Source organism: Lacrimispora sanguinis (assembly GCF_044987295.1).
GTDB classification, from domain to species: domain Bacteria; phylum Bacillota; class Clostridia; order Lachnospirales; family Lachnospiraceae; genus Lacrimispora; species Lacrimispora celerecrescens_B.
The window spans coordinates 5,139,059-5,152,381 of the sequence record NZ_CP173277.1; the positions used below are offsets into that span (position 1 = coordinate 5,139,059).

The window sequence follows — 13,323 nt, forward strand, 5'->3', positions numbered from 1 at the left end:
CTCCTGTTAGTTTAAATCATTAGTCACATTCTTTTGGTGCTTCAGATTTGATTAAAACGGCTGTCTGTCCACCAATTCGGGCATAAATCGCCAAGTTTCATTGTTTCTAAAGTATCATAATTCATAAGCACATCAATGTTTTTACTATCCTTATCCAGCTGCATCATAAATTCCCTGCAGGCTCCGCAAGGCGGGCCGACGTTTCCGTCAGGCATAATTGCAAGTACTTTCATTATTTTACTTTCCCCATGGGTTATCATATTTGCAATAGCATTGCGTTCCGCACACATTCCAAGCGAAGAACTGGTATCGATGCAAACCCCAACATAGATGTTGTTATTTGCTGTTAATATAGCTGCGGCAACTCCGCCCGCTTCAATAAACGGTGAAATTGTTCTTGAATTTTGAACCTGTTTTGCCCTGTCATACATCTCGCTCCATGTGTTCATCAATTATTCTCCTTTGCCCAATCGATTCGCTTCCTATCAACATCGCCTGTTATCAAAAAATGTATCATATTTATGCCAAAACTTCTATACAATTTTATATTCTGCCATGTATTTTGATGATTTTATTAATAAAAATGGAAAATGTTGTAATTACAACATACAGGAAACCATGGAAGTGGTATTCTGAAAAAAATAAAACATATCTTTAAAAAATGGATAATTTGTAAAGAAATTACCAACAATAAAGATATCTTTGGGAAAGGAGTTGTTGATATGAAAGCAACGGTAGATAGAGAGGGTTGTATTGAATGCGGGCTGTGTGCATCGGTTTGTCCTGAGGTGTTTCGAATGGGAGATGACGGACCTGCGGAAGCATATGTTGATGAAGTGCCGGAGTCTGCGGAGCAAACAGCAGTAGAAGCGCAGGAAGGCTGTCCTGTTTCGGTAATTACAGTAGAATAATCAGGAAGAGCGCCTCCCTCTGAGGGAAATGATCCAATCAGACGGGGGCGTTTTTTATACTAAGAAGTAGATTCGCCCCGTGGGAGAAGGAGGAATTCTATGAGTGAATATATTAACAATCGCGAAATGAGACAAAATGCGATAAAAGAGATCATTAAAAAACTACATGAAGGAAAATCAGTAGAAGAGGTCAAGCAGCTGTTTGAGGAAGCTTTTCATGGAGTGTCCGCCTCTGAAATTTCTGCAGCTGAAACAGCCCTGATCGCAGATGGTTTGCCGGTGGAGGAGGTACAAAAGCTTTGTGATGTCCATGCCTCAGTTTTTAAAGGTTCTATAGAGGAAATCCACCAGCCTGATAATGATCCAACGTTAATTCCTGGACATCCGCTAAATGTGCTGATCAGAGAAAATAAGAAAATTGTTCATATTATTGAAAACGGAATCCGTCCATATCTGGTTCTGGCAAAAGATAATGTTAAGGAAGAATTTATTAAGCTTAAAGAAGGTGTAAATCAATTAAAAGACTTATCCATTCATTATGGAAAGAAGGAAAATCTGCTGTTTCCATATATGGAGAAGTACGGAATCACGGCACCTCCAAAGGTTATGTGGGGAGTGGATGATGAAATCAGGAATCAAGTGAAAGAAACAGTGGAATTACTTGATATGAACGCAGAAGTCAATGAAACCCTGATACAGAAAATTGAAAAATTACTGGATAAAATCTCTGAAATGATATTTAAAGAAGAAAATATCATGGCTCCCATGCTTTTAGAACAACTGACCCAGGAAGAGTGGAAAACAATTGCTGATGAAAGCGGAGAAATAGGTTTTATGATTGACCATGTACCGAAGTGGAATCCTGCCGCAGACGACAAGGGAAAAGAGAAGACGGAGATAAAGGAAGAAAGAGAAACAGGTCTTATTAAACTTCCTTCCGGAGAATTTAAGTTAGAAGAACTGACATCTATGTTAAATACGCTCCCCTTTGACATTACCTTTGTAAATAAGGATGATGTGGTAAAGTATTTTTCAGAAGGAAAGGAGAGAGCTTTCCCCAGAACAAAAGCCATTATCGGCAGAAATGTTTCCAACTGCCATCCGCCGGCCAGTGTTCATGTTGTTGAAAAGATTGTTGAAGATTTCAAAGCCGGAAGAAAAGACCAGGAAGACTTCTGGATCAAAATGGCTGGAAAATATATCTTGATCCGCTATTATGCGGTGAGAAGTCATGAAGGAGAGTATCTTGGTGTTCTGGAAGTGACTCAGGATATAAATCCAATACAAGAGATCACCGGGGAAAAGAGGCTGCTTTCCGAATAGAAATTTCATATGTATAGCCGTCCGGCCAGAGACTTTTATGCTCTGGCCGGTTTTTTTGAGTCATGTTTATGACTTGATCTGAGCTGATTTAGCTAAAATATATACAAAAAGCCCTATATAATATACGGGAAAGTTATTTAATTAGCATAATAAATCAAATAAAAAGCCGCAGTATATTTGGTACTGCGGTTACAAAATTATGTATATTTCGACAACATTTATTATACAATGGAATAATATTATTTGTCAATTATCAAATAAAGTAATAAATTGAGGCAATAAAAAAGAACTTTTGTTTGAATAATCGTGCCAGATTGCGAATGTTTTTCTGAAAAATTGTATATCAGCCGTCAATAACATCGTCATTTTGTGGCCCTATGTATTTTCACTTTTTTATTTGGTGAAAACAAAATGTACTGTGTCTGCGCTTTTTCATGTAGAAAATGTAACCTTGTTTCACAAGACGACACTACAATCAATCCGGTAGGCAGAAATTAAAAGCCGTCATATTCTCCGTCATAGACTTATTTAACCCTTTAACTATCATGTTATTTCTTCTGAACCGCAGTACCAAATATACTGCGAATCCGTTCGTAAGGACAGCATCGCGCTCACAGATGGGGAAGCAGATTGTCCTATTTTTAATTATACCTAAGAGAACAGGGAGGAAATAAAATGAAAAGCTTTAAGGATTTCAGTATTTCGCGAAAGCTGCTGACGGGGTTTTTAAGCCTGGCACTTATTATGTTGCTGGTCGGGGGCGCGGGAATTGCCGGACTTGCCAGGATCAGCCAGATGGATACTTACTTGTACAAAGGGCAGACGGCTCCAATGAAAGATCTGTTTCAGGCGCTTGAAAGTCTGTACCAGTTCCGGGTGGACTCCAGAGCCATGGTGATCTATGCGGGAGATGCCCAGAAACTTGATGAACTGAAGCAAAGCTTTGACAGTGGGTCGGAGAATTTTTTGTCCAGCATAGAGGATTACCGCAAGACCATAACCAATCCGGAATCCTCTGCCCTTTTGGATGAGTCTGTTTCGCTATTTAATGAATCCTTTAAGCCAGCCGTAGAGAAGTGTATGGATGAGGCTAAAGCCGGTAATGGGGATGCCGCATGGGAGGCACTCTTTCAGGAAACAAATAATATTCAAAAGATGTTTGATAATTTCAATAAATTAATCGATAACCGAATGGCGGAAGCCGGAAGGACCAATAATTCCAATCATGATACTGCATTCTGGCTGACCGTTGTTCTGGTTCTTTTTGTTGCAGCCGGAGCTGGTGTAGCAATATTTTTAGGAATAAGAATCTCGAAAATGATCAGTCAGCCAATTGAGCAGGTAGTGGAGGCCGCCAACCGGATTGCCCTGGGACATGTGGATGTGGAGCTGGGTAACATTGACTCAAAGGATGAGACCGGCCAGCTTGCCAATGCCTTTACTAAAATGATCGACAGCATTGGTAAACAGGTAGAGGCTGCCGATAGGATCAGCAACGGCGATTTTACCAATGAAGTCCCCCTGCGTTCTGACCAGGATATCCTTGGGCTTGCATTGCAGAAAATCAGAAAAGATTTAAACCGCACACTGCTTTTAATAAGTTCTGCATCCGATCAGGTTAATGCAGGGGCTGAACAGGTTTCCTCTGCGGCACAAGCTCTTGCTTCCGGAACTGCAGAGCAGGCGGCTACGATTGAGGAACTGAATGCTTCCGTCAGCAGCGTAGCAGAACAGACGGAAGAAAATGCGAGAAATGTTCAAAGGGCTGCTGCCTATGTTGGACAGGCCGGTGCCGGGATGAATGAGAGCAACGAATACATGAGAAAACTGAATGAGGCGATGAAGGAAATTGGATCGGCCTCTGATAAAATTTCAAACATAACGAAAGTGATTGAAGATATTGCATTCCAGACGAACATTCTTGCACTTAATGCGGCTGTGGAATCCGCTCGTGCAGGAGAGGCTGGCAAAGGATTTGCAGTGGTCGCGGACGAAGTCAGGAGCCTTGCCGGAAAATCTGCGGAGGCAGCCAAGCAGACGGCTGATTTGATCAGACATTCGGTGACTAGTGTTGCAGAGGGTGAGAAATTAGCCGATGAGACGGCAAGAGTTCTTAAGGGAGTAGCAGAGCAGGCGGAGCTTGTGGAACAGGCGATCAGAGGAATCGAAGAATCCTCTTCCCAGCAGGTACAGGTGATCGAGCAGATCAATCAGGGATTATACCAGGTTTCCGCAGTTGTCCAGACAAACGCTGCGACCGCAGAAGAAAGTTCTTCCTCCAGTGAAGAACTGGCTGCCCAGGCGCAGATGCTTCAACAGGAAGTGGGCAGATTCAGACTCTTAAAATAGAGGTACTGTATTCCCGGTAAAGCGGAGCAGATGAATCATAATTCAGAAAACGGATGAAGCGATATATTATTCGCGTCATCCGTTATTTGTACCTTATTATATAAAACCTTGCAAGCAGGGAAAAGACATTTACTATCTCAATAATAATTCTCTCATATTACTTGATAATCGGATAGCGAATTATTGTTTTCAGTTTGTCGGGAGATGTTTTACGCGGGTCGTTTAGATACAATTCGTGATGTTTGCGCGTGTCATTTCCTCCAAACAACGAATTTATATGAAAAATGAGTAAATTTGTTCTACTTAATTCCGAAGGAATTGCTTTACAGTTTACCTCTATATTATGTATAATGTAAAAAATATAAAGGAACGAAAAGATTATTATGGAGGGACATATGAGAGAGCTGAATGATATTAAAAAAGATTTGGGTCGCTGTGATATGGAAATTTTAGACCTTCTGATGCGGCGTCTTAGTTACGCAGCAGAGATCATGAAATGCAAAAAGGAGCAAGGACTTTCTATATTTCAGATGGAAGAGGAAAAACGCAGGAACGAAACCTTACTTGCCGCAATAGGAGATCATGCTTATTACGCCGAATTATTAAGAATATTTGAAACGATTGATGAGGAAAGCAAATGCGTACAAAGCAAAAGTCTGTTTGACCATAACATTGCTTTGATTGGGTTTATGGGAACAGGTAAGAGTACGGTATCCAAATACTTAAGGGATATGCTGGCCATGAAGGAAGTGGATGTAGATGCCATGATCGTGGAAGATCAGAAGATGCCCATCCGTGATATATTTGATAAATACGGAGAGGATTACTTCAGGGACTGCGAAAGCAATGCGATCCTTAATCTGCAAAGCTGCCGCCAGACCATTATTTCCTGCGGGGGCGGTGCGGTAATACGTGAGGAAAATGTTAAAAATCTAAAAAAGAGCAGCTGTATCGTACTTCTGACTGCCAGCCCTGAAACCATTTTGGAGAGAGTAAAGGACGATGGCGGACGTCCAATTTTAAATGGAAATATGAACGTGGAATTCATAAAAGAGCTTATGGCAAAACGTAAGGATTTTTATGAAAAAGCAGCGGATATAATTGTAGAAACGGATCATAAAAATGTACAGCAAATATGTGAAGAATTGTTTCTTTCTCTGTTGCAATTTGAACATTGACTTGTAACCGAATCGTGTTATAATACAGGCATAAACAAAATTAAATCAGAACTAATGATAAGGAATATACCGGCTTGAGAGCCGGTATATTTTAACAGAAAGGACAGGAAAACAATGCTTTGGAAGGATAAGTATGAGTTGGGAGTTCCGTTGATTGATGTACAGCATATGGAACTGTTTCAGCGGGTCGAGGTTTTTATGAAAGTGTTACGTTCCTCCGCTTCCTGGGATGAGAAAGTAGAAAAGGTTAACGAAACATTGGAATTTATGAATGCATATGTGGTAGAGCATTTCCGCGATGAGGAAGCTTACCAGGAGAAAATCAGTTATCCGGGCAGGGAGGAGCATAAGAAGATCCATACCGATATGGTAAATTATGTTCTTGCAGTTACGGAAGAATATGAGAGCAGCGGTTATGACGAGCAGCTGATGCAGAAGTTTGCCGGAAAGCTAATGGCATGGCTTATCAACCATGTAGCAGCAGAAGACCAGCGCATCGCCGCTTATGCGATTTCAAAGGGGGTAGCGAAGAATGACTGATCTTTATGGACCCTTTCTAGAAGCAACCCGGAATGTATTTAAGCTGATGCTTGAACTTAACGATGTTTCAGACCACCCTGCTGATTCCTTTTCATGCGATGATGAACTAGATGTATCCATCGGCTTTATTGGAGATTTAAAGGGGGAAGTGATTTACCGTCTTCCTCATGAGACATCTCTCGGCATCGTAAATATTATGAGCGGCATGGAATTTGATGCAGTGGATGAGTTTGTTACCTCTGCCGTATCTGAGATTGCCAATATTATCAGTGGAAACGTTCTTACCATGCTTGCAGGTGAGGATTTGACCTGTGATATCCTTCCCCCGGTTTTACGTAAGCCGGATGAGAGCGGAGAATATACATTCCATAATGCCTGTTGTGTGACCACATCCATCGGAGATGTTTGTCTGGATATAAGGCTTAATCAGGCAGAGTAATTTTAAATACATAATAGACACGTGTATACTATTTGAACGGATGGTATATACGTGTATTTTTTTGAAAAAAAATCTCATCTACACAACTTCTACATATCGCCCTGCTATTCTTTTTTCAGAAATTGAAAAGGAGGACAGACGATGGGATCTGCTGTAAGAACTAAAAAAATACGGATCGGCGGGATGACCTGTATCAGCTGTCAAAATAAAATTGAAAAAAAATTGCGCAACACGGCTGGAATTGAAAACGTGGAAGTGAGTTACAGCGCTGGAACTGCTGTCATTACCTTTGATACGGATATCATTTCGTATAAAAGCATTGTGGGGATTATTAAAGGTCTGGATTACGAGGTAATAACAGATCAGGAAAAGAAGGGACCTGATGGCAATCGGGCCATAGGAATCCTGCTCATCATTGTTTCCTTATATATGCTGATCCAGCAATTCGGGCTTTTAAATCTGCTTGCGCCCAGCCAGCTGGCAGACGAAAAGATGAGTTATGGAATGCTGTTTGTCATCGGCCTTGTAACATCCGTTCATTGCGTGGCGATGTGCGGCGGAATCAATCTGTCCCAGTGTATTCCGAAAAGCGGAGATGCTGCTTCAGATAAGAGCCGTTTTTCCACATTCCGGCCGACCTTTCTTTATAACCTGGGACGGGTGATCTCTTACACTGCGGTAGGCTTCCTGGTGGGAGCGTTGGGTTCCGTAGTTACGTTCTCTAATACTCTTCAAGGAGTATTAAAACTGGCTGCCGGATTATTTATGGTCATTATGGGCATAAACATGTTGGGTATTTTCCCGTGGCTTCGCAGGTTGAATCCCAGAATGCCTCAAATTTTTGCAAGAAAAATTGATAAAGAAAAATCAAAAAGCAGCAGTCCATTAATCGTAGGTCTGCTAAACGGTCTTATGCCATGCGGCCCCTTACAGGCGATGCAGATCTACGCATTGTCTACCGGCAGCCCTTTTTCCGGCGCGCTGTCCATGTTCCTGTTCAGCCTTGGTACCGTACCTCTGATGTTCGGACTTGGAGCACTCTCCTCAGCATTGGGGAAAAAGTTCACGAGCAAGGTCATGACAGTGGGAGCGGTGCTGGTTGTGGTATTAGGTATGTCCATGTTTTCCCAGGGAATGAGTCTGTCAGGATTCCAGGTACCAGACTTATTCCCAAATGGCAGGAATAACGCCTATGCCGCCGGTGACCAGGAGAAAAAGAACGATACAAAAATAGAAGACGGAGTACAGATCGTAAACAGTACGCTTTCTCCAGGCAAATATCCCAACATCAATGTTCAGAAGGGGATTCCGGTAAAATGGATTATCGATGCACCCCAGGGAAGCATAAACGGCTGTAACAACCGGATGATTATCCGGGATCTTGGCATTGAATATTCCTTTAAGACCGGAGAAAATGTCATTGAATTTACTCCTGAAAAAACAGGGAAGATCTCTTATAGCTGCTGGATGGGGATGATCCGCGGGTCCATCTCCGTGACAGAAGAGGGAGATGTAAAGGGCGATTCAGGCTCTGATGGTGAGGGTGTATTGAAGCAATATGCGCCGCAAGAACCGGTAGCCGCCGGTTATACGATTCCAACGGATGAGATTGCAGTTGCGGAAGACGCCACAGATGAATATGGAAACAGCATTCAGAAAATTACGATGGAACTTACGGATGAAGGTTTTAAACCTGCAGCGGCAGTGGTGAAATCCGGTGTGGATGTGGAATGGAATATTATTGACAGTACCTCAGGTGACACCTATGGAACCCAGCTTCTTGTTCCGGATTTTGCAACCCAGCTTCCCCTTGAAGAGGGGGAAAACAGCTTTTATTTCACACCCGCGGGAAGCTTTGACTTTTCTACCGGGGACAATGCCTTTTATGGGTATATCAAGGTTGTGGATGATTTAAATAATATAGATATGGACGCAATCAAGAAGGAAATAAGCGGCTTTAAGACCCTTATCTGGCCCGAAGATACCTTCCAGGGAGCAGGCGGTTCCTGCTGCGGATAAACAGGGAATCGATCCAGGAATACCTCAATGTCCTGGAAAGATGGGCAAGAAAGAGGAAAGGAGAACGGATTTTGAGCTTATTATTAAGTCACTGGCACTGCATACTCCCGATTTTTGGTATTATCATAGCAATGTTTTTTATGAGAGATAAACAGAAAAAGAATTAACAAAGTATAAATTCAGGAGGACATTTACATGTTACAGAAATTTAAGAACGGATATGACAAGGGAAACGGAAAGAAACGCAGCAGGTTTGCAATGAAGCTGGCAGCTATGGTGATAGCTGCCGCAGCTTTAACCGCATGCGCTCCCAAGGAAAAGGCAGAAGAGACAACAGAACCAACCAAAGCAGCGGCAGAAAATGCTCAAAAGGTAGGGAGTGGAGATGCACTTGCAATTCCAGTAAAGGATATTTCAAGTACGGCCCAATTTTATCCGGTTGATGTAGACGGTACCCAGATGGAGGTCATTGCAGTTAAGGCTCCGGATGGAACGATCCGGACAGCGTTTAACACCTGCCAGGTATGCTATGATTCAGGAAGAGGATACTATAAGCAGGAAGGAGATGTTCTTGTGTGCCAGAACTGCGGAAACCGTTTTCCTATGAGCCGGGTGGAAGTGGAAGCAGGCGGATGCAATCCTTGGCCTATTTTTGACAAGGAAAAGACCGTGACAGACGAGTCCATCACGATCTCTTATGATTTCCTTAAGGAATCTAAGGAGATATTTGCAAACTGGAAAGTTTCTTATTAAGAATCTTTTGTGGGGAATTTCATGGAGCAGCTTACGGTAAGGCCATTCTCCCTTAAGTAATCTGCTCCCCAATTATACATGGTTTCCAGTATCGGACGGATGCTGTTACCCAGATCCGAAAGCATATACTCCACTTTTGGCGGCACTACCGGATATACGGTTCGGATGATTAAATGATCTTCCTCCAGTTCCCGCAGCTGCTGGGTGAGCATTTTGGGCGTTGCCTGGGGGATGAGCTTACGCAGCTCTCCAAACCGAAGGGTATTGCCTATTAAGTGCCATAAGATGAGGGCTTTGTATTTCCCTCCGATCATATCCAATGTGGCATCCACCGGGCAATGATAAGTTGTGCAGTCGCTGTTCATCGATAGTCTCCTCCTTTAGTATCATTTTGGGTACTATAACACAAAAAAGTGCATACTTGCAAATTTCGCAATTAGTGCCATAATAATAACATGAGTACTCGAAAAATACAAGATAACAGGATAGCATATTTTTGGAGACCATGGAAAAATTAGTATTATTGTGATCTTTGCCAACGCCGGAGGGGACGCCCAAAGGAAGGGGCAGTAAAAAATAGTGAGGTGAATTAAATGGAAAGTCAAATTTTAAATATAAGAGGCATGACCTGTGCGGCCTGTGCGCAGAGAATTGAAAAAACTGTGCGAAAGCTTTCCGGTATCAGCCAGGCGAATGTCAATCTGGCAAGTGAAAAGCTGTTTGTGGAATATGACAGCAGCGCACTTGAACTTTCTGCGATTAAAGCAGCAGTATCAAAAATCGGTTATGAGGTGGTGGAAAAATCCGAAAATGCCAATGTGACCATACCAATCGGCGGCATGACCTGTGCAGCTTGCGCCAAGCGTATAGAAAAAGTTGTGGGAAAGCTGGAAGGTGTGATAAGTACATCGGTAAATTTTGCAACAGAAAAAGCTACGGTTACCTACGATCCTCAGAAGGTACGAATGTCGGCCATACGGGCAGCCATTGAAAAGGCAGGTTACAAAGCCCTGGAAGTAAACAAAGCAGATGCAGCGGATGAGGACCGGGTTCGCAAGCAGCGGGAGATTAAGACCCTTTGGACGAAGTTCATCGTGTCTGCGGTGTTTTCCGTACCTCTTCTCTACGTTGCTATGGCACCCATGATTAAGTTTGTCACTCTGCCTTTCCCTGCTGGAATTGCACCTATGGAGTACCCCCTGATCTATGCTCTGGTGGAACTTCTGCTGGTGGTTCCAGTCATAGGCGTTGGTTATAAATTCTATACCATTGGTTTTAAAGCCCTGTTTCAGAGAAGTCCAAACATGGATTCCCTGATAGCCATAGGAACTACGGCTGCTGTTCTTTACAGCATCTACAACACGTTCCAGATTGCAGAAGGCCATTTTATGGCAGTGGATTCTTTGTATTTTGAATCAGCTGGAGTTATCATCACCCTTATCCTGCTTGGAAAATCCCTGGAGGCAGTTTCAAAGGGAAGAACCAGTGAGGCGATCAAGAAGCTGATGGGGCTTGCTCCCAAGACAGCAATCATTCTTGAAGACGGTGTGGAAAAGGAGATTCCTATTGACGAAGTAGAAATCGGTGATATGATTTTAGTAAAGCCCGGCGAAAAGATCCCGGTAGACGGGACTGTGCTAGGCGGCCACACTGCAATCGATGAGTCCATGCTGACCGGTGAAAGCATGCCGGTGGATAAAAAAGAAGGGGACCAGGTTTATGCTGCTTCCTTAAATACTACAGGAACCATTCAGTTCAGAGCGGAAAAAATCGGCAGCGATACGGCCCTTGCTCAGATCATCAAGCTGGTAGAGGACGCTCAGGGCTCAAAGGCTCCGATTGCGCAGATGGCTGACATTGTTTCCGGATATTTTGTTCCGGTCGTTTGTGTGATTGCCCTGCTTTCCGGTATTGCCTGGTATATTGGTACCGCCGGAGACTTAAAGTTTGCCCTTACCATATTTATTTCAGTTCTGGTTATTGCCTGCCCATGTGCGTTAGGTCTTGCGACACCTACTGCTATCATGGTTGGAACCGGAAAGGGTGCGGAAAACGGTATCCTGATTAAGGGCGGAGAGGCTCTTGAGACAGCTCATAAAATCAACACCATTGTATTTGATAAAACAGGCACCATTACCGAAGGAAAACCGACGGTGACTGATGTTCTGGCCATAGAAGGGGTCTCCAAGGATCTGCTGCTTCAGCTTACAGCTTCTGCGGAAAAAGGCTCCGAGCACCCTCTGGGGCAGGCAATTGTCCACGGTGCGGAAGATGCCGGACTTACCTTATTTGCAACGGAGCATTTTGAGTCCTTAACCGGACGGGGGATAGAAGCGAAGATAAACGGAGAAGATATCCTTGCCGGAAACCGGAAGCTGATGACGGAACGCAGCATTTCTTTAACAGGAATGGAGGAAGCATCAGACCAGCTGGCCGGGGAAGGAAAAACACCGATGTATGTGGCTATTAACGGCAAGCTGGCAGGTATTGTAGCCGTTGCGGACGTTGTAAAGGAATCCAGCCGGGCTGCCATTGAACGCCTGCATAAGATGGGCATAGAAGTAGCCATGATCACCGGAGATAATAAGAGAACTGCAGAGGCGATTGCAAAGCAGGTAGGAATCGACCGGGTATTGTCCGAGGTGCTTCCTCAGGATAAATCCGACGAGGTCAGGAAGCTGCAGGCCGAAGGCCGCAAGGTAGCCATGGTTGGTGACGGAATTAACGACGCTCCGGCTCTTGCCCAGGCTGATATCGGTATCGCGATCGGTTCCGGTACAGACGTAGCCATGGAATCCGCTGACATTGTTCTCATGCGTTCTGATTTAATGGATGTGCCCACAGCAATCAACTTAAGCAAGCAGACCATCCGAAACATTAAACAAAATCTTTTCTGGGCCTTCGGGTATAACGTGATTGGAATCCCCATTGCTGCAGGGCTTTTACATCTGCTCTTTAACGGGCCGCTTCTTAACCCGATTTTTGCGGCAGCAGCCATGAGCTTAAGCTCAGTTTCCGTGCTGACGAATGCATTGCGGCTGAAACGATTTAAACCAACCACAGGAACGAGGTGATCCGGAAATGAACAAAAATGGAAAATTAATTGCAGCAGTGGCCGCCGCCGCAGTATTAGTGGTAGCGATCATTGCAGCGGTTGTACAGACGGCGGGGGGAAATCTGGATGTAGTCGGAAAACAATCTATCACATCCTTTGAAACAATTTTAAACACGATTCCCGACAATGTGAAGGAAGATGAAATCAATGGAGGCTGGTCCTTAAACGCACCGGATGGAAGCGTAAGCTTTATTTGGGCCAAAGATTACAGCCAGAGTCCTCTTCATGACGTAATGCTGGAGCTTGATGCGGCCCCGTTTGTGAGTGCAGGGCTTGATACGGATAAGCTGCCGGATAATTACTCAGCCTATGATGGAATGCTGATGGTTGGAACAAAGCTTGGAACGGAAAAAACGGTTAATGAGGGAGAGGCAACTCCTCTTGCAGCCTATGAGCAGATCGTAAATAAGCACCGCAGCTTTATCAACTACCATATGGACATGGATCACTACGGCGTAAAGCTGGGAGATGACAATATGTTTGAATGGGCAAAAAATATGGAAACAAATACCGTGAAAAACCAAAATCAGGATAAGGATATTGTTTTCGCATTAAATCCCGAACCTCTCATTGCAGCCGGTGTTGATCCGGAGAAAGTGGAAGGCTGGGTATATGCACCGGTATCTGTCATGGAAGGTGCAAAGACTTTAGAGGTTTATAAATTTTTAAAACCTTTTAATTTAAAATAATAAAATA

The 13,323-nt window shown here is 43.6% G+C and carries 12 protein-coding genes; 10 read left to right on the forward strand and 2 right to left on the reverse strand.

Annotated elements, in window-relative coordinates; translation table 11 throughout:
* Positions 1 to 41: 41 nt before the first annotated feature.
* On the reverse strand, positions 42 to 449 hold the full coding sequence (locus ACHZES_RS24025) for a cytidine deaminase (protein WP_089987470.1): 408 nt from the start codon (positions 447 to 449) through the stop codon (positions 42 to 44).
* A 273-nt stretch (positions 450 to 722) separates the two neighbouring features.
* Between ACHZES_RS24025 and ACHZES_RS24030 the strand changes: the two genes are divergently transcribed.
* From ACHZES_RS24030 to ACHZES_RS24065, 8 genes are all read left to right on the forward strand, one after another.
* The gene (locus ACHZES_RS24030) at positions 723 to 911 is read left to right on the forward strand and encodes a ferredoxin (protein WP_038279497.1); all 189 of its coding nucleotides are present in this window, start codon (positions 723 to 725) and stop codon (positions 909 to 911) included.
* Between the two features lie 99 nt (positions 912 to 1,010).
* Positions 1,011 to 2,234, forward strand: a complete 1,224-nt coding sequence (locus ACHZES_RS24035; protein WP_395547547.1) for a DUF438 domain-containing protein — start codon at positions 1,011 to 1,013, stop codon at positions 2,232 to 2,234.
* A gap of 675 nt (positions 2,235 to 2,909) precedes the next feature.
* Positions 2,910 to 4,583, forward strand: coding sequence for a methyl-accepting chemotaxis protein (locus ACHZES_RS24040; protein WP_395547546.1), 1,674 nt, complete (start codon positions 2,910 to 2,912; stop codon positions 4,581 to 4,583).
* A 395-nt stretch (positions 4,584 to 4,978) separates the two neighbouring features.
* The gene (locus tag ACHZES_RS24045) at positions 4,979 to 5,761 is read left to right on the forward strand and encodes a shikimate kinase (RefSeq protein WP_154521021.1); all 783 of its coding nucleotides are present in this window, start codon (positions 4,979 to 4,981) and stop codon (positions 5,759 to 5,761) included.
* Between the two features lie 114 nt (positions 5,762 to 5,875).
* Positions 5,876 to 6,301: a bacteriohemerythrin gene (locus tag ACHZES_RS24050; RefSeq protein ID WP_038284448.1), complete on the forward strand. Its 426-nt coding sequence runs from the start codon at positions 5,876 to 5,878 to the stop codon at positions 6,299 to 6,301.
* Entirely contained in the window at positions 6,294 to 6,740 is a 447-nt protein-coding gene (locus ACHZES_RS24055; RefSeq protein ID WP_038284446.1) for a chemotaxis protein CheX, read from the forward strand. Before ACHZES_RS24050 ends, ACHZES_RS24055 begins: the two co-directional genes overlap by 8 nt.
* Positions 6,741 to 6,881: 141 nt before the next feature.
* Positions 6,882 to 8,759: a sulfite exporter TauE/SafE family protein gene (locus tag ACHZES_RS24060; protein ID WP_395547545.1), complete on the forward strand. Its 1,878-nt coding sequence runs from the start codon at positions 6,882 to 6,884 to the stop codon at positions 8,757 to 8,759.
* 195 nt (positions 8,760 to 8,954) lie between these two features.
* Positions 8,955 to 9,512 carry a DUF2318 domain-containing protein gene (locus ACHZES_RS24065; protein WP_395547544.1) on the forward strand — a complete coding sequence of 186 codons (558 nt, stop codon included), beginning with the start codon at positions 8,955 to 8,957 and terminating at the stop codon, positions 9,510 to 9,512.
* Here ACHZES_RS24065 and ACHZES_RS24070 read toward each other — a convergent pair.
* On the reverse strand, positions 9,509 to 9,877 hold the full coding sequence (locus tag ACHZES_RS24070) for a helix-turn-helix domain-containing protein (protein WP_038284442.1): 369 nt from the start codon (positions 9,875 to 9,877) through the stop codon (positions 9,509 to 9,511). The genes ACHZES_RS24065 and ACHZES_RS24070 overlap by 4 nt on opposite strands.
* Before the next feature lie 228 nt (positions 9,878 to 10,105).
* Between ACHZES_RS24070 and ACHZES_RS24075 the strand changes: the two genes are divergently transcribed.
* Positions 10,106 to 12,586, forward strand: a complete 2,481-nt coding sequence (locus tag ACHZES_RS24075) for a heavy metal translocating P-type ATPase (protein ID WP_038284439.1) — start codon at positions 10,106 to 10,108, stop codon at positions 12,584 to 12,586.
* A 7-nt stretch (positions 12,587 to 12,593) separates the two neighbouring features.
* Positions 12,594 to 13,316 carry a hypothetical protein gene (locus ACHZES_RS24080; protein WP_154521017.1) on the forward strand — a complete coding sequence of 241 codons (723 nt, stop codon included), beginning with the start codon at positions 12,594 to 12,596 and terminating at the stop codon, positions 13,314 to 13,316.
* Positions 13,317 to 13,323 lie beyond the last annotated feature (7 nt).